This window comes from Ochrobactrum sp. MYb379, assembly GCF_037479515.1.
Classification (GTDB): Bacteria; Pseudomonadota; Alphaproteobacteria; order Rhizobiales; family Rhizobiaceae; genus Brucella.
Genome location: NZ_JBBGYW010000005.1, coordinates 62,753 through 85,705, shown reverse-complemented (window position 1 = coordinate 85,705; position 22,953 = coordinate 62,753). Strand labels below are relative to the sequence as shown.

Sequence of the window (22,953 nt, the reverse complement as noted above, 5' to 3'; positions counted from 1 at the left end):
AGAGCGGAGCAAAAGCGCTAAAACACCTCGATCTTAAACATTCGCTTTCAATGCCCAAACATCTGAGGCGAATGAGATTTTGGGTATGGTGTGCCGAAATATCGCCGCCTCAGCGGCGCTGGTTATAGACGTCGATACACACCGCACCCAGCAGAACGATACCCTTGATGACCTGCTGATAGTCGATGCCAATACCCAAGATCGACATACCGTTATTCATCACGCCCATAATAAGCGCGCCGATCACAGCACCTGTTACACGGCCCACGCCGCCATAGGCCGACGCACCGCCGATGAAGCAGGCGGCAATCACATCAAGCTCAAAGCCAAGTCCGGCCTTTGGCGTTGCCGTATTAAGGCGCGCTGCGAAAACCAGACCAGCAAGTGCAGCCAGCACACCCATATTGACGAATGCAAGGAAGGTCAGTCGTTCGGTTTTCACCCCCGAAAGTTTCGCCGCATGACGGTTGCCACCAACTGCATAGATCTGACGACCAATGACTGTGCGCGTGGTGAGGAACGCATAGGCTGCAATCAGAACCGCCATAATAATCAACACATTAGGCATGCCGCGATGCGATGAAATCAGCAATGCGAGATAAGCGATACCGGCAAACAGCACTATATTCTTGATCACGAAGAAGCCAAACGGCTCTGTTTCCACCTCATGCGCAATATGACGCGCCCGCGATCTTGAGTTCTGCCAGACGAGAAAGCCAGCCAACACAATACCGAGGATCAGCGAGGTCAGATAGACGCCGCCCGTCGCACCAATAAACTCAGGAATAAAGCCCGACGACAATTTCTGAAACATCGGAGGGAATGGACCGACCGACTGTCCACCGAGAACCGCCAGCATCAAGCCTTTGAAAACCAGCATGCCTGCAAGGGTTACGATAAAGGACGGGATATTAAAATAGGCGACCCAGAACCCTTGCATCGCGCCGATAATACCACCCGCAATCAGGCACAGAATGGCAGCAATCGGGAACGGAATTCCCCAGCGCACCATCATCACGGCTGCAAGCGCTCCGATAAATCCGCACACGGAACCAACCGACAAATCAATGTGTCCGGTCACGATAATCAGCAACATGCCAAGTGCCATGATGACGATATAGCTGTTTTGTAAAACGAGGTTAGTGAGGTTCAGCGGCTTCATCAGCACGCCGCCGGTGACGATCTGGAAAAAGATCATGATCGCGATAAGCGAGAGCAGCATTCCCGATTCACGCAGATTATTTTTGAGATAACGCCCGATACCACTTGGCGCTTTCTGTCCGCCCGGGCTATTGTGAACTACGTTCTCGCTCATGATTGTTTTCCCTTATTGCGCATGATCGCACGCATGATGTTTTCCTGCGTCGCTTCTTCGCCAGCCACTTCGCCAACGAAGGCTCCCTCATGCATGACGACAATTCGGTCGCAGATCCCGATCAGCTCTGGCATTTCGGATGAAATGACGACCACGCCCTTGCCGCTTTCGGCCAGTGAATTTATGATTGTGTAAATGTCGTATTTCGCGCCAACATCGATGCCGCGCGTCGGCTCATCCAAGATCAGCACATCCGGCCCGGTGAACAGCCATTTCGACAGCACCACCTTCTGCTGGTTGCCGCCGGAAAGCGTGCCGGTTTCCTGATAAACATTGTGGCAGCGGATGCTCATCTGCTGACGATAGTCGTTGGCAACCTTCATTTCGCGGATGCTGTCGATCACGCCTTTTGGGCTGACACCACGCAAATGCGCGAGCGATATGTTGCGCGAGATATTCTCGCCAAGCACAAGACCGAGCTTTTTGCGGTCTTCGGTCACGTAAGCGAGGCCTGATTTGATGGCGCGGGCAACCGTTGAAATATCAACCGGCTTGCCATGCATCCGCGCTTCGCCGGTAATGTTCGTGCCCCATGAACGCCCAAACAGGCTCATAGCAAACTCGGTACGACCAGCGCCCATCAAGCCTGCAATGCCGACAATTTCACCGGCACGCACATTAAACGAAACATTTTTAACCGAGTGTCGCTCCGGGTGCAGCGGATGATAAACGGACCAGTTTTCAGCCTCGAAAATCACCTCACCAATCTTCGGATCGCGCTTTGGATAGCGGCTTTCGAGATCGCGATCGACCATTTTGCGGATGATCTCATCTTCTTCGACTTCACCCTCATGGCAATCCAGCGTCGCAACCGCGCGGCCATCGCGCAGCACGGTGATCTTATCGGCCACTTCACGAATTTCATTGAGCTTGTGCGAAATCAGGATCGACGTGATGCCCTGCGCACGAAACTCTTTCAACAATGCCAGCAATGCCGCGCTGTCAGTCTCGTTCAAGCTCGCTGTAGGCTCATCAAGGATCAGTAGCTTCACACGCTTTGAAAGCGCCTTGGCAATCTCGACGAGCTGCTGTTTGCCGACGCCAATATCCGTCACCAGCGTATCGGGCGATTCCGTGAGGCCTACTTTCTTCAACAGCACTTTCGTGCGCTGATAAACTTCACCGCGATCAATAACCCCGTAAGAACCGGGAGGGTTGACGAGAAAGATATTCTCGGCAATCGACATCAGCGGCACAAGGGCGAGTTCCTGATGGATGATGACGATGCCCAGCGCTTCGGAATCATTGATATCGCGGAAGTGCCGCTCTTCACCATCGAAGACAATCGAGCCGTCATAGCTGCCAGACGGATAAACACCCGACAGCACTTTCATCAGCGTGGACTTACCGGCGCCATTCTCACCGACAAATGCGTGAATTTCTCCCGGCATCACCGTGAAATTGACGTCACTCAGAGCCTTCACCACACCAAAAGATTTGCTGATGCCGCGCATTTCCAGAATTGGCTGACCGCCGATTTCCGGCTGATCTCCACGATCCTGAAGCCGAACAGGATTGGCTACACTCATCGCTCGCTCCCATTGCAATACAGCGTACAAATGTCTCAAAATTTGAAAGACAACGCTGTCAATTCTTTAGTCCACCCCAGTCAGAAAGCTGGGTTATCGAGAGCGTCGCATGTTTGAAAATACACACGGCGCTCTGGAACATCGGAAATTTAGAAATTACTTAATCTGGTCTTCTTTGTAATAACCGCTATCGACCAGAACTTCTTTCCAGTTTGACTTGTCGACGATCACAGGCTTGAGCAGATAAGACGGCACAACCTTGACGCCATTGTCATAGGTCTTGGTGTCGTTGACTTCCGGTTCCTTACCGCTCATCGCAGCGTCAACCATATCGACGGTGACTTTTGCAAGTTCGCGCGTGTCCTTGAAGATGGTGGAGTTCTGCTCACCTGCGAGGATCGACTTAACAGAAGGCACTTCGGCATCCTGACCGGAAACCGCAGGCATTGGCATGTCGCCGCTGCCATAACCGACGCCCTTGAGCGATGACAGGATACCGATGGAAATACCGTCATAAGGCGAAAGCACAGCGTCGAGCTTCTTGTCGGAATAGAAGGCCGACAGGATCGAATCCATACGTGCCTGAGCGGTTGCACCGTCCCAACGCAACGTTGCTACCTTGTCCATGCCGGTTTGACCGCTGCCAACAATAACCTTGCCGCTGTCGATGTAAGGCTGCAGAACCGACATCGCGCCATTGTAGAAGAAATAGGCATTGTTATCGTCTGGCGAGCCACCGAAAAGCTCGACATAGAACGGGCCTTCCTTGTTCTTCAGATCAAGCGCCTTTTCAATCGACTGCGCCTGCAAAACGCCAACCTGGAAATTGTCGAAGGTTGCATAATAAGAAACATTTGGCGTGTCACGGATCAGGCGGTCATAAGCGATAACCTTGATGCCTGCATCATTGGCCTTGGCCAAAACATCCGACAGTGTGGTACCGTCAATCGATGCAACGACCAACACCTTGGCACCCTTGGTGACCATGTTTTCGATCTGCGCCAACTGGTTCGGCACATCGTCTTCAGCATATTGAAGGTCGGTCTTATAACCGCGCTCCTGCAGCACCTTCACCATGTTGTCGCCATCGGCAATCCAGCGTGCCGAAGACTTGGTTGGCATTGCAACGCCAACGAGGCCCTTGTCCTCGGCATGTGCAAAGCCAGTAAAGGCAAAGGCGGCAAGCGCCGCTGCCAGTGTGAATGATTTCATGCCTGCCATTGTCTCACTCCCATAATAGAGCAGGCTCTTTGAGCCTGCCATTCTCCCAAATTTCCGCCCCCGCCGTAGGCCCTGCGGAATTCCTCCAAACACATCGCATTAAGCTTTTTCACGCATGTCTTTGTCCCAAAACCGGTTCCCACTTTTGGGAGACATGCTCTAGCCCGCGATGTTGTCCCATACCGCAACCGCCCGCTGCGCACGTTCGCGCACCTCAGCGACCGTCAACCCGGCCTTATAAAGGCTGGAACCCAAACCAAAGCAGCTCACTCCTGCTGCCCGATAGGTTGCAAAATCATTCTCCGATACGCCGCCCACGGCACCCACCGGAATATCCTTCGGCAACACAGCCGAGATCGCCTTGATACCCTCTGCACCCAGCACATTTGCCGGGAAGAATTTAAGCGCGGATGCGCCAGCATGAATTGCGCTGAAAGCCTCGGTCGGTGTGAACACGCCCGGCATCGTCACCATGCCATGCTTGGTCGCACGGCGAATAACATTAGGCTCGACATTCGGGCTGACCAGAAGTCGGCCACCAACATCATTGAGCCGATCAACACTCTCGACCGACAGCACAGTTCCAGCACCAATCAGCACATTGGCTGGTGCGAGCTTGGCAGCCTTTTCAATGGACACGAACGGCTCCGGCGAGTTGAGCGGAATTTCGATTGCTTCGAAGCCTGTTTCAATCAGTGCAGAAACAATCGCTTCCGTTTCTTCTGTCCGAATGCCGCGCAGGATAGCCACCAGCGGATAACGCAGCTTTGGCCATGCGATACGTTCGCTCATTGCGCGCCTCCCGCAAATGCGTGTTTTGCCGCCATAAACAGCCCATCGCGCACCAGCTCATCGGCTTCGATGCGATTGACTTTAATGCCTGCAATCTCAAGTGCCGATGCGTAAAGCGCACCCATCATCCCATCTGAAAGCAACAGCACTTCGCTCGTCTCTCCGAACAAAGTGCGACCACCGGCAACTTCCAGCCCGATCAACAGACCCGACAGACGTGCAAGCTGATCTGTCGGCTTATAATCATGCACCAGCCAGCCAGCGCGCACCGTAAAGAGCGCATTGGCAATAAGCTCTGGTGTCTCAAGTGAAGCTTTGACACCAGCCGCAAAGGCTGCACTCTTTGGATCAACCGGCCCAGCTCCTTCAAGCGCACCCGCCAGAACCGACTTGTCTTTCAAAAGCGCGAACAATTCGCCCGTCATGAAAGAGCGGTAATCACTGAGCTTGCCGTCTGCGATATTCACCCATTTCGCATGCGTGCCGGGCATCACCACCCGGGCATCACGCGTGCCACGATGCACCAGACCAAGTAACTTGGTTTCTTCGCCGCGCATCACATCCGGCGCATCCTCGCTTCGACGCGCAACGCCCGGCAACATGATGACATGCCGTTTCGCAGGCACGCGAACCGCAGCAGCAACGATACCTTCCAGTCCAGCAGGCAGGCTCATATAAGGCGCTTCAATCCAGCCGGTGCGCGAACCTGCCATGCCGCAGATCACCACCGGCAAATCATCAGGTGCATCAACCTGAGCCAGATGCCGTTCGAGCGTTACCTCAAAACCGGCCTCTTTCGCGTGCAGCAGCCCGTCGTCACCACGACTTTCAGTGAGTACATTGCCATCGGCATCCAGCGTCCAGAGGCGGAACCGGGTTGTTCCCCAGTCCGCAACTGCCGCGAATGGTGTTTTTGCGCCGGACATTTAGTGGTTATCTCGCGGCAGGCCACGCGTATGCGCAATGTCCTGATACTTAACGGCGTTTTCAAGAACCGCACCTGTTTCCATCTGGCCAACCACAGCGCGCTGAATCTCCTGCCAAGGGGTCTGGCTTTCCGGATATTTATATCCGCCAGCAGCCTCCAGAGCCTTGCGTCGCTCTGCGAGTTCTTCATCGGAAATCAAAATATCGGCAGTGCCGCGACCAAGATCGATACGCACACGATCACCCATCTTGAGCAGCGCCAGACCACCACCAGCAGCGGCTTCCGGTGACGCATTGAGGATCGAAGGCGAACCGGATGTGCCCGACTGACGGCCATCACCGATGCAAGGCAGCGAGCTTATGCCTTTCTTGAGAAGGTAATCCGGCGCGCGCATGTTCACGACTTCCGCCGCACCCGGATAACCGATTGGCCCAGCGCCACGCATGAACAGAACCGAACGCTCATCGATTTCCAGCGAGGGATCGTCGATGCGATGATGATAATCTTCCGGGCCGTCAAACACGATAGCCTTGCCTTCAAAGGCATTCGGGTCTTTGTCGTCATTGAGATAACGATTGCGGAATTCTTCCGAGATAACGCTCAATTTCATGATAGCCGACGAGAACAGATTGCCGCGCAGCACGCGGAAACCAGCATGGCTCTTCAATGGCTGATCATAGGTCTTGATGACATTGCTGTCTTCAATCGTAGCACCCTTACAGTTTTCACCGATGGTCTTGCCGTTAACTGTCAGCGCATCTTCATGAATGAGGCCCTGCCCCATCAGCTGATTAACAACCGCTGGCACACCGCCCGCATGGTAATAATCTTCACCGAGATATTCACCCGCTGGCTGAAGATTGACCAGAAGCGGAATTTCCTCGCCATATTTCTGCCAGTCGTCAATCGTCAGATCGACGCCAACGTGACGCGCCAACGCATTCAGATGGATCGGTGCATTGGTCGAGCCGCCAATCGCGGAATTAACGCGAATTGCGTTGATGAAGGATTCCTTGGTCATGATGTCTGTTGGCTTCAGATCTTCATAAACCATTTCCACAATACGACGGCCCGTCAGATAGGACACTTCCTGACGATCACGATAAGGCGCTGGAATCGCAGCCGAACCCGGCAGCTGCATACCAAGCGCTTCGGCCAGCGAATTCATGGTTGTCGCGGTGCCCATCGTATTGCAATAACCTGTCGAAGGTGCCGAAGACGCCACCAGCTTGATAAAGCCTGCATAGTCGATCTCGCCCTTAGCGAGCAGCTCGCGCGCCTTCCAGACGATGGTGCCCGAACCCGTGCGCTCGCCACGGAACCAGCCATTGAGCATCGGGCCAACCGAAAGCGCAATCGCCGGAATATTGACGGTTGCAGCAGCCATAAGACAAGCTGGCGTGGTCTTGTCACAACCAATCGTCAGCACAACGCCATCAAGCGGATAGCCGTAAAGCACCTCGACAAGGCCGAGATAAGCAAGGTTACGATCAAGGCCCGCAGTCGGGCGCTTACCTGTTTCCTGAATTGGGTGAACCGGAAATTCGATCACGATACCGCCCGCTTCACGCACACCTTCACGCACGCGATTGGCCAGTTCCAGATGATGACGATTGCACGGTGAAAGATCAGAACCCGTCTGCGCAATACCGATGATCGGTCGACCGGATTGCAACTCTTCCTGACTGAGACCGTAGTTCATGTAGCGCTCAAGATAGAGCGCGGTCATGTCGACATTGTCCGGATTATCGAACCATGCGCGGGAACGGAATCGTGGTGCTTTCGGATCGACGGGCTTATTCATTTCATTGTCCTGCGTGGGTAAGAGACCGCTGGGCGGTCCCAATTCCTTCGACACCGATCCTAAAAGTTAGATCGGCGTGTTGAATTTTAGTTTCTTCGCGCATCTTGTTCCGAAAACCGTTTCACACTTTTCGGGATGCGCTTTAATCTTCAAAAGTTTCAACCACATGCCGCTGTCCCAGAAGGAAGGCATCGGCCACATGAGTGAGTGGCGAAAGGTCAACATCGCTCTGCCCTTCGCTAACCAGCTTCACAAAATTCTGGTAAAGGCGCTGATATTCACGATCAGGCTCAGCCATTTTCTCAGTGCCTGCAATGGTCAGACGGCTACCGCCATGGCTGAGAAGCAGCGTGCCCTTGTCGGTCTCAACGCGAATATCCCATGTCTGCGGGCCGGTCTGGCGCCAGTCGAGCTCGAAGGAAACCGGCACGCCACTTTCGGTTTCAAAGCTAAGATCAGCTGCAATCGGTGCCGCACGATTTTCTGGGAAATAGAGATCGGATTTTGTCAGGAAGAACCGTTCCGGCAAAATATGCGTGACGATTGAGAGCGCATTAATGCCTGGATCGAACACACCAAGGCCACCCGGCTCCCAGATCCACTGCTGGCCGGGATGCCAATGGCGCACGTCTTCTTTCCACGACACCGCAACAGACCTGATTGCAGCATCTTTCAGAAATTCGCGGGCAGGCTCAACGGCTGCGGCTTCGCGCGAATGCCACGTTGCATAGAGCGTAACGCCCTGCTTTTCAGCAAAATGCGTCAGTGCCTGTACTTCCGAGATCGTCGCACCCGGAGGCTTCTCCAGCATCACATGCTTGCGCGCCTTCAGCGCCGCATAAGCCTGGTTGAATCGCCCCTGCGGCGGCGTGCAAAGCGACACCGCATCAATGGCGACATCGCTGGCAAGCAGTTGGTCAATATCGTGAAACGATGGCAGACCATCAAGACCGGCATTGCGGCTGGCAATCGCTTTCAGCTCAATACCATCAACGGCTTCAATCGATGGCAGATGCTGGTCGCGGGCAATCTTGCCAAGACCAACAATCGCCAGATTGATATTGGATGCGGTCGCCATTTTAGAGCGCCTTCACGGCAACATCGTCGGCTTTCGCCTGTGCCAGTCTGTTGACCAACGGATAACGGAAAGGCTTTGCTGAAATTTCGAACTGATCGCCCGTTTCCGTCTTCACACCTTCAGAGAAAGACAGTGTTGCGGTGCCAAAGAAATGCACATGAATGTCGCCCGGACGACGGAACAGTTCATACTTGAAATGGTGATGTTCCAAATTGGCAATCGTATGCGACATGTTCGCTTCGCCCGATAGGAACGGCTTTTCAAAGATCACGTCATCGCCGCGCTTAATGCGCGAAACGCCTTCAACATGATCTGGCAGAGCACCCACATAAAGCTCTGGACCGAGCGAAGCCTGACGCAGCTTGGAATGCGCCAGCCAGAGATAGTTCTGCTTTTCAGTCACATGATCGGAAAACTCATTGGCAAGGCAGAAGCCCAAGCGGAACGGCGTACCATCCGGACCGATCAGATAAATTCCAGCAAGTTCTGGCTCTTCGCCACCATCTTCGGCAAAAGATGGCGAGACCAGCTCACCGCCGGTTTCAACCAGCGCCGAACCATCGCCCTTATAGAACCATTCCGGCTGCACGCCGGTTTGGCCGGGCTTTGGCTTGCCACCTTCAACACCCATCAGGAACATGCGCATGGAATCGGTCGGCTTTTCAGCAGCCTGCGCGGCCTTGTGCATCTTGTCGCGACCATCCGCAGAACCAAGATGCGTGAGGCCAGTGCCTGCAACGATCAGGTGCGCCGGGTCGTCATGGGTGATCGGCAGACCAACCTGACCAGCGGCAAGCGCTGCATCAATATCAACTGCTTCGCCTTTGCCATTGCGTTCAACCTGCTCGCTCAGACTGATGCCCGCAGAAATTGCCGCCCAAGCCAGTTCATAGGTCGTCGTTACGCCATTGACGACATGTGCCGCACCTTCATCATCGCAAGCAGCCACACGTGTTTCTCCGCTCGCATCGCGGAACTGTACCAGACGTAACATTAAACCTCCCATTTTCCGCAAAACACTTGCGGAACATTCTTCCCGACCGCTTAAATGCATCCTAGTGCAAAAAGACAGCTCCTTCTTATTAATATGACTATTTCGCCAAACAGCATTTTGTCAAGCAAGTGAAAGCGCCCTCTGCGCGCCATGTGTGGACTGTCAGCACAAAACAGCTATTAAGTTAATGTTTTCGTTATATAATTAGATAATATGCACGTTTGTCGCACCCCATATTCCAGTTGTTTACAAGAAATACGCTTGCCATAAAGTAATATTATATGCTTGATAAACGAGAAGGCTGGGAGAGCCTTTTATTGGGAGGAACTAATATGAAACGCAGTCTGACGGCCCTCACGGCCGCCCTGTCTTTTGCTCTTATTTCAAGCGCATCGGCCGCCTCGTTGACAGTAGGCTTTTCGCAGATCGGTTCGGAATCGGGCTGGCGCGCTGCCGAAACCAGCGTCACCAAGCAGGAAGCTGAAAAGCGCGGCCACGCACTCAAATTTGCCGACGCACAGCAGAAGCAGGAAAACCAGATTAAGGCCGTTCGTGGCTTCATCGCACAGGGCGTTGACGCTATCCTGATCGCGCCGGTTGTTGCAACCGGTTGGGATGCGGTTCTGAAGGAAGCCAAGGAAGCAGAAATTCCTGTCGTGCTTCTCGACCGCCAGATCGATGCACCGGAAGACCTTTACCTCACTGCTGTTACATCCGATCAGGTCCATGAAGGCAAGGTCGCGGGCGACTGGCTGGTGAAGGAAGTAGGCGACAAGCCTTGCTCCGTTGTTGAACTTCAGGGCACCACCGGTTCTTCTCCAGCCATCAATCGTAAGAAGGGCTTTGAAGAAGCGCTTGCAGGCCACGACAATATCAAGATTTCCCGCTCGCAGACAGGCGACTTCACCCGTACCAAGGGCAAAGAAGTCATGGAAAGCTTCATCAAAGCTGAAGGTGGCGGCAAAGATATCTGCGCCGTTTACGCGCACAATGATGACATGGCCGTAGGCGCTATTCAGGCCATCAAAGAAGCTGGTTTGAAGCCTGGCACCGACATTAAGGTCGTCTCGATTGATGCCGTTCCTGATATTTTCCAGGCGATGGCCAATGGTGAAGCCAATGCGACAGTTGAACTGACGCCAAACATGGCGGGTCCGGCTTTTGACGCGATTGAAGCTTTCAAGGAAAAGGGCACGGTTCCACCAAAGTGGATCCAGACCGAATCCAAGCTTTACACGCAGGCTGATGATCCAAAGGGCGTTTACGAAGCCAAGAAGGGCCTCGGCTACTGATCTTCGGGTGACATTATTGTCTTCGGGTCGCGCCCTTTCGCGGCCCGGAGCAAGTTTTGCAATTCGCAAACGGAAGACTGCTATGGCTCGCCCCGACATCGCTGCGCGCGAGACGCCAGCAACGCCGCTTCTTGAAGCGCGCTCAATAACCAAATCTTTTCTCGGTGTGACTGCACTTGATCACGTCGATTTCGCGCTCAATCGTGGTGAAATCCACGCGCTTCTTGGCGAAAACGGCGCAGGAAAATCAACGCTCATTAAAATCTTGACCGGCGCCTATCACGGCTTTGACGGCTCAATATTGCTTGAGGGCCAGTTAATAGCGCCCGCGTCTGTGATGCAAGCGCAAACGCTTGGCATTGGAACCGTCTATCAGGAGGTCAATCTTCTTGAAAATCTGACGGTTGCCGAAAACCTGTTTCTCGGTCGCCAGCCGCGACGTTTCGGTTTCATCGACCGTCGCCGCATGGAAAAAGATGCCGCCACCCTGCTCGCCCGATATGGCCTCACAATTGATGTCGGTGCGCCATTGTCGGCCTATTCAGTGGCCATCCGGCAGATCATCGCAATCGCCCGGGCCGTCGATGTTTCCGGCAAGGTGCTGGTGTTGGATGAGCCAACGGCCAGTCTCGATGCGCACGAAGTTGAAATGCTGTTTGGCGTCTTGCGCCATTTGAAGGCCGAAGGTCTCGGCATCATCATCATCACGCATTTTCTGGATCAGGTCTATGATATTGCTGATTGCGCAACCGTGCTGCGCAATGGACGGCTTGTCGGCAGCCGAAACCTTGCAGACCTGCCGCGTACAGATCTGATTTCTATGATGCTCGGTCATCAGTTGCAGGAAACCGTGCGCCGCCAACTCACAGAGGAAGTCAGCGACAACACAACTGCCCCCATCCGCTTTTCTGGCTTTGGCAAGAAAGGCAGCGTTGCGCCGTTTGATCTTGCGATTAGACCGGGTGAAGCTGTCGGTATTGCCGGATTGCTTGGCTCTGGCCGCACAGAAACTGCCCTTCTAATGTTCGGCGTCGATCAGGCAGACAGTGGTGCACTCAGCATTGACGGCAAAGATACGAAACTACCCTCGCCCGTCGCAGCCATCTCCGAACGCTTTGCCTTCTGCCCTGAAGAACGAAAGACCGACGGCATTATCGGTGATTTTTCGGTGGCCGAGAATATCGCGCTCGCTGTTCAGGCAAAGCGCGGCTGGTCAAAGCCTATCTCATCACGCGAAAAAGCGGCTCTGGCCCAGCGCTATATCAAAGCGCTGGACATCCGCCCGCCTGATCCGGACAAGCCTATTAAGTTTTTGTCGGGCGGCAACCAGCAAAAGGCCATTCTGGCGCGCTGGCTAGCAACAGATCCGCGTCTGCTGATCCTTGATGAACCAACGCGCGGCATCGACATCGGCGCACATGCGGAAATCCTCAGACTAATTGGCGAGCTCTGCACCGAAGGCATGTCTCTGGTCATCATCTCTTCGGAATTTGAAGAACTTGCAGCCGTAGCAAACCGCGTTGTCGTGCTTTCGGACCGCCGCCATGTGGCAGAACTCAAGGGCGAAGAAATCACCGCTGACAACATCGTGCGTGCGATTGCTGAGACGGGAAGTAATAAGGAAGCCGCAGCATGATCGCTCGCATGGCCAAGAAACTTAAAAGACTGAGCCCCCAGCTGGCAGCCCTTGCGCTTATTCTTGCGGCAAACACTATCATTGCGCCGGGTTTTCTCGGCATTTCCTTTCAAAATGGGCGCCTCTACGGAAGCCTGATCGATATTCTGGTGCGCGCTGCACCTGTCGCCATTCTCGCAGTTGGTATGACATTGGTGATCGCAACCCGCGGCATTGATCTGTCGGTCGGCGCGGTCATGGCAATCAGCGGCGCAACGGCTGCATCGCTCATCGTTGCAGGCTATCCGCTGGCAATTGTCATACCCGTCGCACTCGGCGTTGGTCTGGTTTGCGGATTGTGGAACGGTTTTCTGGTCGCCGTTTTCGATATCCAGCCGATCATCGCAACACTGATATTGATGGTTGCGGGGCGCGGCATCGCGCAGCTTATCACCGAAGGCGCAATCCTCACCTTCAACGATGATTCCTTCGCAACCCTTGGCTCCGGTTCGTTTCTTGGTGTACCGGTGCCGGTACTCATCTGGATATTAGCGGGTCTCGTCGTGGGACTTGCGGTGCGCTCGACAGCACTTGGCTTTCTGATTGAAGCAACCGGCATCAACCGCCGCGCAGCCATGCTGGCCGGTGTTAAAGCCCGCTTTCTCCTGTTCAGTGTCTATGCAGTTTCTGGACTTTGTGCAGCGCTCGCCGGACTGATCGCAACAGCCGATATTCGCGGCGCAGATGCCAACAATGCCGGTCTCTGGCTTGAGCTTGACGCCATTCTGGCGGTTGTAATCGGCGGAACATCGCTGAATGGCGGACGCTTCTCGATCATGGCTTCGCTGCTTGGCGCACTGATCATTCAGTCGATCAATACCGGTATTCTGATGGCTGGCTTTCCGCCGGAATTCAACCTCATCATCAAAGCGGGCATTATCGTCATTGTGCTGACGTTCCAGTCGCCAGCCATCGTCAGCTTCTTCACCTTCCTGCGTGCTGAACGCAAAAACAATCCCGCAAAGCCAACGCACCAAGGAGCACGGCAATGAGAGTGCTTCGCAATCTGCCTTTCGTCACAACAGTCGCAATTTTTCTGCTCGCCTATGCTATCTGCGTTATCCAGTTTCCGAACATGCTTTCAACGCGGGTACTTGGCAATCTTCTGACCGATAATGCGTTTCTCGGCATCGCTGCCGTCGGCATGACTTTTGTGATTATCTCCGGTGGTATTGACCTTTCGGTCGGATCAGTCATCGCCTTTACCAGCGTTTTTGTGGCGGTCCTTGTCGGACAGCTTGGCGTGCATCCGCTGATTGCCTTCGGCCTCGTGCTGGTGATAGCCGCCATGTTTGGCGCGTGGATGGGAATGATGATCCATTTCCTCGGCATCCCGCCGTTTGTGGCGACACTTGCGGGCATGTTTCTGGCACGCGGCGCGGCATTCCTGATTTCAACCCAGTCAGTGCCAATTTCGCACCCGTTCATCGATACGCTACAAGGCTTTTATTTCCGGCTTCCAGGTGGCGGAAGGCTAACCTTCATCGCCATGCTGATGCTCGCAGTCTTCATCATTGCAGGCATCATTGCACATCGCACACGCTTTGGTGCCAATATCTATGCGCTTGGCGGCAATGCACAATCAGCCGAACTGATGGGCGTTCCGATTGGCCGCACGACAATCGGCATCTATACAATGTCCGGTGTGCTTTCCGGTCTCGCTGGCATCGTCTATACGCTTTACACATCATCGGGCTATTCGCTGGCAACAGTGGGCGTTGAACTTGATGCCATTGCGTCGGTTGTCATCGGCGGAACACTATTGACCGGCGGTGCGGGTCTGGTGGCAGGCACTTTTGTCGGGATTATGATACAGGGGCTGATACAGACCTATATCGTTTTCGATGGAACGCTGTCTTCGTGGTGGACAAAAATAGCGATTGGTATCTTGCTGTTCCTGTTCATTGCGCTACAGCGAGGACTTGTATGGTTTTCCGATCTAAGGATTGCCAAACAACGCATGAAGGAGGCCTGAATTGGGATTACTGGAAACGGCCATAACCGGACGCAAGCGGCATAACAGCCACGCAGTTGTCGTGGGTGAATTGGGTCGCGGCATTGTCGCGGGCACCATTCCCGAAGCCTCCATACTTCCGGGCGATAACGAATTGTCGTTGCGCTTTGGCGTTTCCCGTACTGTTCTGCGCGAGGCTATGAAAACCCTTTCCGCAAAACGTCTGATCGAACCCAAAGCCAAGGTCGGAACCCGTGTTTTGGGTGCAAGCTCGTGGAACTTCTTTGATCCAGATGTGCTGACATGGCGCTTTGAAGCAGGCTTCGATGAAGTCTTCGTCGATCATCTCGCTGAAATGCGTATGGCGCTGGAACCAGCGGCTGCCGCAGCGGCTGCAAAAAACGCAACCAGCGAAGAACTCGTTGAACTCTATGCTCTGGCTGCGAAATTTGACGATCCCAAGCACACGCCAGAATCCATTGCCAAGGTCGATCTGGAGTTTCATCTGGCGATTGCCCGTATGTCTGGCAACCCGTTCATGCGTTCAGTCAGCAGCCTGATCGAAGCTGCACTTGCGATTTCATTCCAGCTCTCTTCGCCTGCAAGTTCGCCCGAGGGTATTGCCGAGTGTGCGGCAAACCACATGCGCATTGCTCATGCAATTGCATCGCGCGACCGTCAGAAAGCACGCGCTGCTATGGAAAGCGTTATCACACTTGGCGTTGAACGCATCCGCGAGGAAATCTGACTGTTAGGAGATTTTGAGGTCAAACTTCGGATCACCACGCAGCGTATTACTCACGGTACAGATCTCCTCGGCCATTTCCGCAAGGCGATGCTTTTCATCGTCGTTCAGATCACCATCGAAATGGAATGTTATATCGAATCGTTCGATGCGTGACGGGCCTTCATGGGCCTTCTCGCCTTTTACTTCCACCCGAACATCCGTGAGTTTTTCACGCAATTCGAGCTTGGTGGCGGCAATGCGCGCACTCAGCGCCATGCAGGCAGCGACCGACGCATAAATCAAATCAAGCGGATTAAACCCCGGTAAGCTGACGCTGGTTACGATATCAACCGTACCACCTGTCGGCGTGGTGATCGTCGGCAGTTTGCCATGTGGCATCTCGGCGACTGCCCCGGTTTCGCGGGTTCTGACCTTCAGTTCACTCATGGCTGAACTCTCCTGTATTCAACACCGCGTGCAAGCCAGCAGCCGACGCTCAAATCTGTGATTACGCCCTTTTCGTCGCGGCGGAAAACAAGCTTCCACTCGCCGGGTGACGGTGCATCCATCGAACGCTGAACCGGCAACAGCCAGACATCAACCCCGACACTATAAAGCGGATACATGTCGCTTTTGCCAAGGAAGCCTTCAAACGCACCAAAAATTGCGCCCCCTTCGGAAACGAGCAACAGATCGGCGTCGAGTTCATCGCTATGATAGCGGCCTATAATGTCGTGTTTGGCTTCGCCTTTAACGCAGTGCATGCTCAAGCGCAGATTTTCAGTGGCCCGCACAAGTTCGATTGTCTCGCCATCGCGAGAGATCGTTGTCATGGCTGAGCGCGCTTCATTTGCGCTCACCACATCCATGATTTCCGGGCTGGTGCCAAAACGCGCCCGCATGCGACCAAGGCCAGCATCCTCAAGGCTCAGCACAAGCCCGGTTTCATCATCCAGCCACGAGCCAAACCATGCCGCATCAGCCTCCACCCGCGACACTTCGGATGACGATACACCCAAGGCAATATTCATCAGCTTGAAGGCAACCTCGGAAGCGCCGCCTTCAAAATTGAACATGGCGATTGTCGAAAGACGTTCATCCGCGCAATGCCAGCGCTGGCAGCGCCAGCCGCGCAAGGCACCACCATGACCAGTCAGGCGCTTACCGCCGGTTTCGTGCAAGTTGAGACCAAAGCCATAAGGTGCCGCGACACCGTCTTTGAAAGTTTGCGGCCCGCTCAACCGACGATAAAGCCCTTCTTCATCGTCACGCGTTGCATCAATGAACTGCTCCCATGCGATCATGTCATTAAGCGAGGCGCAGATGCCTGCATCGCCCATCCATTGAATACGATTTGTAGCAGGCAGGAAGCCGCGAACCGTATCGCCTTCATAACCCGTACATTCATCAAAAAGCGCAGTATCGGGGATAAGTTCCGCACTCTTCATGCCCGCAGGCGCAAATATCCGCTCAGACAGAAGATCAATCAACCTGCGCCCGGTATGGGCTTCGATGAGGTCTGCCAAAATGCGGAAATTGCCGTTGCAATAAGAGTAATGAGAGCCCGGTTCAAAATGCGTAGTCTTGAGGCGGCGCAACAGGCTTTGTGCCTGCTCCGGCAGAAACACACCTTCCGGATCGGCACCACAGAGAACACTCAGCGCCCAATAATCACGCAGACCAGACTGGTTGTTGCAGAGATCGCGAACGGCGGGGCGCTCATCTTCAAATTTGTCGAGATAAGCTTCAAGCGCGTCATCCAGCAACTCCGGCTCGCCAACCGAATCAAGCAGCATGGCACAGGTGAACTGCTTGCTGACCGAACAGATAGGCATCCGCGTTTCGACCGTCATGGGCTTGCGCGTGCGAAGATCTGCAAAACCCCAGGCGTGCTGCAACACGACGTCGCCATCCTTCAAGACGGCAACAACGCCGCCCGGACCTTTGTAATTTTGGGGAATGTGATGAACAAAGGCTTCAAGGGCAGACGTATCAAACTTGGACATGATCGACTCAGGACTCACATAATTCAATGCGTGGTAAGAGCCATCATTTCAAACGATCAATCAAGGCCATGGCAGCGTGTGGATTGTGCGCCTTATGGCCGCTGATGACGTAAAGATAGACATTACGAGCCACATTGTCAGCAAGTGGCGGCTTAATGGTTTTAAGGCTATCGGGCACATGACCAACCGCTATTGCTTTGGCCCGCTCTGCCCAATGGTCAAGCTCGTCCTCACCGTAACCAAGCTTCTTGTCTTCCTGTGTACCGAATATACGCAGATAGGCAAAAGGCGCGGTCATATCGGCAATTTCTACAAATTTGCTATCACCCGCAATCACCACCGCAACGCCATATTCCCGCAGAAGCGCAATGAAATCTGGCGAATTGAAACTGTCGTGGCGCACCTCCACAGCGTGGCGCAGATCACGTCCATCGACACGTTTTGGCAGAAGCTTCAGGAAAGCTTCAAAATCGGATGGATCGAATTTCTTCGTGCCCATGAACTGCCAGTTGATGACGCCGAGCTTGTTTTTCAGTTCAAGAAGGCCGCCACTTATAAATTTCTCGATACCCTCGCCTGCTTCAGCCAAAACACGTTTGTTGGTCGAAAAGCGCGGTGCTTTAAGCGAAAAAACGAAGTCATCCGGCGTTTCATCATGCCACTTGGCAAAAGTCGTCGGCTTCTGCGGGCCATAATAGGTGCTGTTGATTTCGATGGAGGTCAACTTGCTCGAAGCATATTCGAGCTGACGTTTTTTGGAGAGCTTTTCCGGATAGAAACTCTTATCCCACTCCTCAAAAGCCCAGCCGCCAATACCCACGCGGATTTTGCCTGAATTGTTCTGGCTCATTTTATCCATACCTCCACGACATGAGTTCATGAGCGTTGCTCATCATGTTTATGCTGTATTCATATCATCCACTGTGTTGTTATCTCTAATGCGTTTGTGAGGAGGAAACAAATGTCAGACCTAAAAGATCCGATCGTGATCGCCAGTGCGGTACGAACACCGATCGGAAGTTTTCAAGGCGCGCTCAAGGGAGAGAGTGCAACGGCGTTGGGCGCTGTCACAATCAAAGAAGCGGTCCACAGGGCTAAGCTTAACCCCGATCAAATCGACGAAGTGCTGATGGGCTGCGTATTGCCCGCAGGATTGGGACAAGCGCCCGGACGTCAGGCTGCAATTCATGCTGGCCTTTCTCAATACACACCCTGCTCGACCATCAACAAGGTTTGCGGATCGGGCATGAAAACCGTCATGTTGGGTGCCGATCTCATTTCCGCAGGAAGTGCGGAAATTGTGGTTGCTGGCGGCATGGAAAGCATGACCAATTCGCCTTATCTGCTTGAAAAGGCGCGCGGCGGCTATCGCATGGGCCACGGCAAAATCTATGATCATTTGTTCCTCGACGGCCTTGAAGACGCCTATGACAAAGGCCGCGCCATGGGAACATTCGCGGAAGAAACCGCCGATCATTACCAGTTCACGCGGCAGCAGCAGGACGAGTTTTCTTTGCGCTCACTTTCGCGCGCACTCAAAGCCACTGAATCGGGCTTTTTCGCAAACGAACTGATTTCAGTTGCAGAGCTTGACCGCGATGAGCAGCCAACCCGCGCAAAGCCTGAAAAAATACCAAACCTCAAGCCCGCTTTCCGCGAAGGCGGCACAATTACGGCCGCCAATTCCTCATCGATTTCAGATGGTGCGGCATCCCTCACCCTGATGCGCCTGTCCCAAGCTGAAAAGCTTTGCGTAGAACCGCTTGCCATTATTCGCGGCCATGCAAGCCACGCGCAACAACCTGCCCTTTTCACCACGGCCCCGATTTTTGCGATGCGGAAACTCTTCGACAAAACCGGCTGGAATGTCCGCGACATTGATTTGTTTGAAATCAATGAAGCTTTCGCCGTTGTTGTTATGGCTGCAATGCAGGAACTCGACCTCCCCGCCGACAAGGTGAATATCCATGGCGGTGCCTGCGCTATGGGCCATCCGATTGGCTGCTCTGGCGCACGCATCATCGTCACGCTGCTTCATGCCATGAAGCAGAACGATCTCAAGCGTGGCGTGGCTTCGGTCTGTATCGGTGGCGGCGAAGCAACTGCTATTGCACTGGAAGCGCTTTAAGCGGGGGAACACATGGATATTGAAGGAAAAATCGCCATCGTCAGCGGTGGTGCATCAGGTCTTGGTGCTGCAACTGCACAGGCTCTAGCAGCCAAGGGCGCGAAAGTTGCAATCCTTGATTTCAACATTGATGGTGCAAATACGGTGGCAGCCGCGATTGGCGGCATCGCCATTCAATGCAACGTATCGGACGCAGCGAGTGGTGAAGCAGCTTTTAAGGCAATCGGCGAAAAGCTCGGATCACCGCATATTCTGGTCAATTGCGCGGGCGTGGCACCAGCAAAGAAAATGCTGGCGCGTGATGGCAGCGTCATGCCGCTCGATGATTTCCGTCGTGCTGTTGAAATCAACCTGATCGGTTCGTTCAATCTGCTGCGGCTTTTTGCCGATGTCGCATCCAAAAGCGAAGCCCTGCCAACGGGTGAGCGTGGCGTGGTCATCAACACGGCATCGGTTGCGGCCTTTGACGGACAGATCGGCCAAACAGCTTATGCAGCGTCTAAAGGCGGCATTGTTGGCCTGACGCTACCAGCTGCGCGTGAACTTGCCCCCCTTGGCATTCGCGTCTGTGCAATCGCACCGGGTATCTTTGAAACCCCCATGCTCAAAGGTCTGCCGCAACCTGCACAGGATGCGTTGGGCCAGATGGTTCCTTTCCCCCCGCGTCTGGGTCGGCCAGACGAATATGCGTCGCTTGCGCTGCATATTATAGAAAACAGCATGCTCAACGGCGAAACCATCCGGCTCGATGGTGCGCTGCGTATGCCTCCGAAATAGAGCGCATACGCGCCAAAGTCTTTCAGACATTTTGAGAGTAGGGAAATGCATAAATCAACAACCAACTCCAACACACGCAATGGCGGTCAGATATTGGTGGATGCACTCGGCATTCACGGCGTCGAGCGCGTTTTCTGTGTGCCCGGCGAAAGCTATCTCGCAGCGCTGGACGCTTTTCATGACGTAAGCGACACGATTGATCTGATTGTCTGCCGTCAAGAAGGCGGCGCTGCTTACATGGCGGAGGCCTATGGCAAGCTGACCGGCAAGCCCGGCGTCTGCTTTGTCACGCGCGGCCCCGGTGCAACCAATGCTTCCGTAGGCGTTCATACCGCCTTTCAGGATTCCACACCGATGCTTCTGTTCATCGGCCAGGTCGCCAGCGATCAAGTGGAACGTGAGGCATTTCAGGAAGTTGATTATCGCCGCATGTTCGGCCAGATGGCCAAATGGGTGGTACAGATCGATGATCCCGCCCGTATCCCGGAACTGGTCAGTCAAGCTTTCCATCGCGCGGTCAACGGACGCCCCGGCCCTGTGGTCGTCGCCCTTCCCGAAGATATGCTGACATCACACGCAACCGTCAGCGATGCACCGGCTTACAAACATGTCGAGATGCATCCGGGCAATGATCAGCTACAGGACATGAAAGAACTGCTCGAAAAGGCCGAGCGGCCACTGATGATCGTCGGTGGTGGCGGCTGGAATGCCCAGGCAGTTCGCGATGTGCAAACATTCGCTGAAAACATGTCGCTGCCTGTTGCAGCATCCTTCCGCTGTCAGGATATGTTCGACAATCATCATCCGCTTTATGCCGGTGAAATGGGAACGTCGATCAGCCCGAAACTTGCGGCCCGCGTTAAGGATTCAGACCTGTTGCTCGTGGTGGGCGCGCGCCTTGGTGAAATGACCACGCAGGGCTATGAGCTGATCAGCATTCCTGTACCAACGCAGAAACTCATCCATGTTCATCCCGGTGCAGAAGAACTTGGCCGTGTTTATCATGCTGATATCCCAATCAATGCCAGCATGGCCGCCTTCACCAAAGCAGCTGCAAAGCTTGAGCCTATTGCCAGTCCAAGTTGGAAAGCTTGGGCTGAAAGCGCCAATGCCGATTACCGCGACAATCTGAAAACGCCGACAATTCCCGGTGACGTTCAGATGGGCGAGATAATGGAATGGCTGCGCGCGCATCTCACCGATGATGCCATCATCACCAATGGCGCTGGCAATTATTCGGCATGGCCGCACCGCTTTTATCAATACCGCACCTATCGCAGTCAGTTGGCCCCAACCAATGGCTCCATGGGCTATGGCGTTCCGGCAGCAGTGGCAGCAAAACTAACAGCACCCGAACGCACCGTCGTCTGCTTTGCTGGTGACGGCTGTTTTCTGATGAACGGTCAGGAACTCGCAACGGCAGCGCAATATGGTGCCAATGCGATTTTCATCGTCGTCAATAACGGCATGTACGGCACGATCCGTATGCATCAGGAGCGCACTTATCCAGGCCGCGTTTCGGGCACCGGCCTTGCAAATCCTGACTTTGCGGCTCTAGCGCGCGCCTATGGCCTGCATGGAGAAACCGTCGAAAAGACCGCCGACTTTGCAGAAGCTTTCCAGCGGTGTGAGCAATCGGGTAAGCCGGGTCTCATCGAAATCCGCATCGATCCGGAAGCGCTTTCGCCCAAGATGACGCTGAGCCAAATGCGTGAACAGGGTTTGGCAAAGCAACGCTAAGCAAGCTTCAAGTGGCTAAAATAAACACGGCCCTCTCTATTTAAGAGAGGGCCGCGCTTTTGGCATTTGCAACGTTCTGAATGAGAAGAGAATGCCCCCGCTAGACTCTTAACTCAATCCAAAAACGTCTCCAAATGCCAGACCTGTATAACTTCAAAGTGCAGCTTTCATTTGCATGCTGCTTTCATTCAATGCTTTGACCATCAACTCCACCGCCGATGAAATCGGTGCTATGATCGGCACGTCGAACATAGCCTGAAGTTGAACGGCAGCTTCGCCCAACGGGCCACCACCAATCACCACGGCCTCCGCGCCATCGCTCAGGCAAAGCTTGACCGCCAATGCGAGTTCTTCCTGTAAGCGCTGCGGCTGACCCGCTATTTCCTTTGGATCTCCGGGCGTACAGCGGATACCCGTATAAAGATGCGAAAGACCGAGATAAGCAGCACGGCGTTCTATTTGTTCTGCCAGATCAGGCGTAACAGTTGCGACGCCGTATTTGCGTCCGCCTTGTGCTGCCACGATCATTGAAGCTTCGCAAATCCCAATGACGGGTATGTCGAGGTCTCCGCGCAAGGAATCCACGCCGGGATCTCCATAAGCACTGATGATAATACCCGCACAGCTATCTTTTCTGGACTGACCAATCTCGATAACCTGCGCTTCTGAAGCACTGAGTTGCTCACCATTGACGATCATCATTGGATTGCGTGTCGATGTTTCGGCGCTCAAGACAAGCCGTTCTCCAGCTGTCCGCTGAGCAATCTCACGCATCATTCCGCTCGTCGCTTCCGAGCTGTTTGGATTGATAAGCACGATATGAGGTGCTGTTGCTGACATTCAGACATTTTCTCCCTGGTTTTTTTGGAGTGCCATCTATTCTGCGAACAGATGACACTCCTTATTTTTGAAAACGCGCCCTTAGTCGCTTTG

Annotated in this window: 20 protein-coding genes; 8 read left to right on the top strand and 12 right to left on the bottom strand. The window is 54.0% G+C overall.

Annotation, left to right across the window (positions count from 1 at the left end; translation table 11 throughout):
* Positions 1 to 109: 109 nt before the first annotated feature.
* From mmsB to araD1, 8 genes are all read right to left on the bottom strand, one after another.
* Positions 110 to 1,315, bottom strand: a complete 1,206-nt coding sequence (gene mmsB / locus WH356_RS12730; protein ID WP_339511344.1) for a multiple monosaccharide ABC transporter permease — start codon at positions 1,313 to 1,315, stop codon at positions 110 to 112.
* Positions 1,312 to 2,904, bottom strand: coding sequence for a multiple monosaccharide ABC transporter ATP-binding protein (gene mmsA, locus WH356_RS12725; protein WP_339511342.1), 1,593 nt, complete (start codon positions 2,902 to 2,904; stop codon positions 1,312 to 1,314). Before mmsA ends, mmsB begins: the two co-directional genes overlap by 4 nt.
* Positions 2,905 to 3,060: 156 nt before the next feature.
* Positions 3,061 to 4,125, bottom strand: coding sequence for a multiple monosaccharide ABC transporter substrate-binding protein (chvE, locus tag WH356_RS12720; protein WP_094505407.1), 1,065 nt, complete (start codon positions 4,123 to 4,125; stop codon positions 3,061 to 3,063).
* A 159-nt stretch (positions 4,126 to 4,284) separates the two neighbouring features.
* Complete coding sequence (locus WH356_RS12715) at positions 4,285 to 4,917, bottom strand: 2-dehydro-3-deoxy-6-phosphogalactonate aldolase (RefSeq protein ID WP_339511340.1); 633 nt, start codon at positions 4,915 to 4,917, stop codon at positions 4,285 to 4,287.
* Positions 4,914 to 5,843, bottom strand: a complete 930-nt coding sequence (locus WH356_RS12710) for a 2-dehydro-3-deoxygalactonokinase (protein WP_339511339.1) — start codon at positions 5,841 to 5,843, stop codon at positions 4,914 to 4,916. The genes WH356_RS12715 and WH356_RS12710 overlap by 4 nt, the downstream gene beginning before the upstream one ends.
* Positions 5,844 to 7,649 carry an IlvD/Edd family dehydratase gene (locus WH356_RS12705; RefSeq protein WP_339511337.1) on the bottom strand — a complete coding sequence of 602 codons (1,806 nt, stop codon included), beginning with the start codon at positions 7,647 to 7,649 and terminating at the stop codon, positions 5,844 to 5,846.
* Between the two features lie 142 nt (positions 7,650 to 7,791).
* The gene (locus WH356_RS12700) at positions 7,792 to 8,727 is read right to left on the bottom strand and encodes a Gfo/Idh/MocA family protein (RefSeq protein ID WP_339511335.1); all 936 of its coding nucleotides are present in this window, start codon (positions 8,725 to 8,727) and stop codon (positions 7,792 to 7,794) included.
* Position 8,728: 1 nt separating this feature from the next.
* Complete coding sequence (gene araD1 / locus WH356_RS12695) at positions 8,729 to 9,721, bottom strand: AraD1 family protein (RefSeq protein WP_339511333.1); 993 nt, start codon at positions 9,719 to 9,721, stop codon at positions 8,729 to 8,731.
* A gap of 332 nt (positions 9,722 to 10,053) precedes the next feature.
* On the opposite strand from araD1, the gene ytfQ reads away from it, so the two are divergent.
* The 5 genes from ytfQ (at position 10,054) to WH356_RS12670 (ending at position 15,390) form a co-directional block, all read left to right on the top strand.
* A complete protein-coding gene (gene ytfQ, locus WH356_RS12690) occupies positions 10,054 to 11,013 on the top strand; it encodes a galactofuranose ABC transporter, galactofuranose-binding protein YtfQ (RefSeq protein WP_339511331.1) in 960 nt (319 codons plus the stop codon).
* 82 nt (positions 11,014 to 11,095) lie between these two features.
* A complete protein-coding gene (locus WH356_RS12685) occupies positions 11,096 to 12,649 on the top strand; it encodes a sugar ABC transporter ATP-binding protein (protein ID WP_339511329.1) in 1,554 nt (517 codons plus the stop codon).
* Entirely contained in the window at positions 12,646 to 13,680 is a 1,035-nt protein-coding gene (locus WH356_RS12680; protein ID WP_339511327.1) for an ABC transporter permease, read from the top strand. Before WH356_RS12685 ends, WH356_RS12680 begins: the two co-directional genes overlap by 4 nt.
* Complete coding sequence (gene yjfF / locus WH356_RS12675; RefSeq protein ID WP_310009635.1) at positions 13,677 to 14,663, top strand: galactofuranose ABC transporter, permease protein YjfF; 987 nt, start codon at positions 13,677 to 13,679, stop codon at positions 14,661 to 14,663. Before WH356_RS12680 ends, yjfF begins: the two co-directional genes overlap by 4 nt.
* Position 14,664: 1 nt before the next feature.
* The gene (locus WH356_RS12670) at positions 14,665 to 15,390 is read left to right on the top strand and encodes a FadR/GntR family transcriptional regulator (protein WP_339511324.1); all 726 of its coding nucleotides are present in this window, start codon (positions 14,665 to 14,667) and stop codon (positions 15,388 to 15,390) included.
* Between the two features lie 3 nt (positions 15,391 to 15,393).
* On the opposite strand, the gene WH356_RS12665 is transcribed toward WH356_RS12670, so the two are convergent.
* The 3 genes from WH356_RS12665 to WH356_RS12655 are packed head-to-tail and all read right to left on the bottom strand — an operon-like array spanning position 15,394 to position 18,225.
* Positions 15,394 to 15,816: an OsmC family protein gene (locus tag WH356_RS12665; protein ID WP_339511322.1), complete on the bottom strand. Its 423-nt coding sequence runs from the start codon at positions 15,814 to 15,816 to the stop codon at positions 15,394 to 15,396.
* A complete protein-coding gene (locus WH356_RS12660; RefSeq protein WP_339511320.1) occupies positions 15,813 to 17,375 on the bottom strand; it encodes a D-aminopeptidase in 1,563 nt (520 codons plus the stop codon). Before WH356_RS12660 ends, WH356_RS12665 begins: the two co-directional genes overlap by 4 nt.
* Positions 17,376 to 17,418: 43 nt before the next feature.
* On the bottom strand, positions 17,419 to 18,225 hold the full coding sequence (locus tag WH356_RS12655) for a DUF72 domain-containing protein (RefSeq protein ID WP_339511318.1): 807 nt from the start codon (positions 18,223 to 18,225) through the stop codon (positions 17,419 to 17,421).
* A 111-nt stretch (positions 18,226 to 18,336) separates the two neighbouring features.
* Between WH356_RS12655 and WH356_RS12650 the strand changes: the two genes are divergently transcribed.
* From WH356_RS12650 to WH356_RS12640, 3 genes are read left to right on the top strand one after another with little or no spacing between them, the layout of a single operon-like run.
* Positions 18,337 to 19,503: an acetyl-CoA C-acyltransferase gene (locus tag WH356_RS12650; protein ID WP_339511317.1), complete on the top strand. Its 1,167-nt coding sequence runs from the start codon at positions 18,337 to 18,339 to the stop codon at positions 19,501 to 19,503.
* A gap of 12 nt (positions 19,504 to 19,515) precedes the next feature.
* Complete coding sequence (locus tag WH356_RS12645) at positions 19,516 to 20,280, top strand: SDR family oxidoreductase (protein WP_339511316.1); 765 nt, start codon at positions 19,516 to 19,518, stop codon at positions 20,278 to 20,280.
* A gap of 45 nt (positions 20,281 to 20,325) precedes the next feature.
* On the top strand, positions 20,326 to 22,020 hold the full coding sequence (locus WH356_RS12640) for a thiamine pyrophosphate-binding protein (RefSeq protein ID WP_339511315.1): 1,695 nt from the start codon (positions 20,326 to 20,328) through the stop codon (positions 22,018 to 22,020).
* A gap of 153 nt (positions 22,021 to 22,173) precedes the next feature.
* Here WH356_RS12640 and WH356_RS12635 read toward each other — a convergent pair whose 3' ends face one another.
* Positions 22,174 to 22,860: an aspartate/glutamate racemase family protein gene (locus tag WH356_RS12635; protein ID WP_339511313.1), complete on the bottom strand. Its 687-nt coding sequence runs from the start codon at positions 22,858 to 22,860 to the stop codon at positions 22,174 to 22,176.
* Between the last annotated feature and the right edge of the window lie 93 nt (positions 22,861 to 22,953).

What these genes read in the sequence shown, in the direction of transcription:
- mmsB (WP_339511344.1), bottom strand. Translation starts at nt 1,315, where the DNA reads ATGAGCGAGAACGTAGTTCACAATAGCCCGGGCGGACAGAAAGCGCCA.
- mmsA (WP_339511342.1), bottom strand. Translation starts at nt 2,904, where the DNA reads ATGAGTGTAGCCAATCCTGTTCGGCTTCAGGATCGTGGAGATCAGCCG.
- chvE (WP_094505407.1), bottom strand. Translation starts at nt 4,125, where the DNA reads ATGGCAGGCATGAAATCATTCACACTGGCAGCGGCGCTTGCCGCCTTT.
- WH356_RS12715 (WP_339511340.1), bottom strand. Translation starts at nt 4,917, where the DNA reads ATGAGCGAACGTATCGCATGGCCAAAGCTGCGTTATCCGCTGGTGGCT.
- WH356_RS12710 (WP_339511339.1), bottom strand. Translation starts at nt 5,843, where the DNA reads ATGTCCGGCGCAAAAACACCATTCGCGGCAGTTGCGGACTGGGGAACA.
- WH356_RS12705 (WP_339511337.1), bottom strand. Translation starts at nt 7,649, where the DNA reads ATGAATAAGCCCGTCGATCCGAAAGCACCACGATTCCGTTCCCGCGCA.
- WH356_RS12700 (WP_339511335.1), bottom strand. Translation starts at nt 8,727, where the DNA reads ATGGCGACCGCATCCAATATCAATCTGGCGATTGTTGGTCTTGGCAAG.
- araD1 (WP_339511333.1), bottom strand. Translation starts at nt 9,721, where the DNA reads ATGTTACGTCTGGTACAGTTCCGCGATGCGAGCGGAGAAACACGTGTG.
- ytfQ (WP_339511331.1), top strand. Translation starts at nt 10,054, where the DNA reads ATGAAACGCAGTCTGACGGCCCTCACGGCCGCCCTGTCTTTTGCTCTT.
- WH356_RS12685 (WP_339511329.1), top strand. Translation starts at nt 11,096, where the DNA reads ATGGCTCGCCCCGACATCGCTGCGCGCGAGACGCCAGCAACGCCGCTT.
- WH356_RS12680 (WP_339511327.1), top strand. Translation starts at nt 12,646, where the DNA reads ATGATCGCTCGCATGGCCAAGAAACTTAAAAGACTGAGCCCCCAGCTG.
- yjfF (WP_310009635.1), top strand. Translation starts at nt 13,677, where the DNA reads ATGAGAGTGCTTCGCAATCTGCCTTTCGTCACAACAGTCGCAATTTTT.
- WH356_RS12665 (WP_339511322.1), bottom strand. Translation starts at nt 15,816, where the DNA reads ATGAGTGAACTGAAGGTCAGAACCCGCGAAACCGGGGCAGTCGCCGAG.
- WH356_RS12660 (WP_339511320.1), bottom strand. Translation starts at nt 17,375, where the DNA reads ATGTCCAAGTTTGATACGTCTGCCCTTGAAGCCTTTGTTCATCACATT.
- WH356_RS12655 (WP_339511318.1), bottom strand. Translation starts at nt 18,225, where the DNA reads ATGAGCCAGAACAATTCAGGCAAAATCCGCGTGGGTATTGGCGGCTGG.
- WH356_RS12650 (WP_339511317.1), top strand. Translation starts at nt 18,337, where the DNA reads ATGTCAGACCTAAAAGATCCGATCGTGATCGCCAGTGCGGTACGAACA.
- WH356_RS12645 (WP_339511316.1), top strand. Translation starts at nt 19,516, where the DNA reads ATGGATATTGAAGGAAAAATCGCCATCGTCAGCGGTGGTGCATCAGGT.
- WH356_RS12640 (WP_339511315.1), top strand. Translation starts at nt 20,326, where the DNA reads ATGCATAAATCAACAACCAACTCCAACACACGCAATGGCGGTCAGATA.
- WH356_RS12635 (WP_339511313.1), bottom strand. Translation starts at nt 22,860, where the DNA reads ATGTCAGCAACAGCACCTCATATCGTGCTTATCAATCCAAACAGCTCG.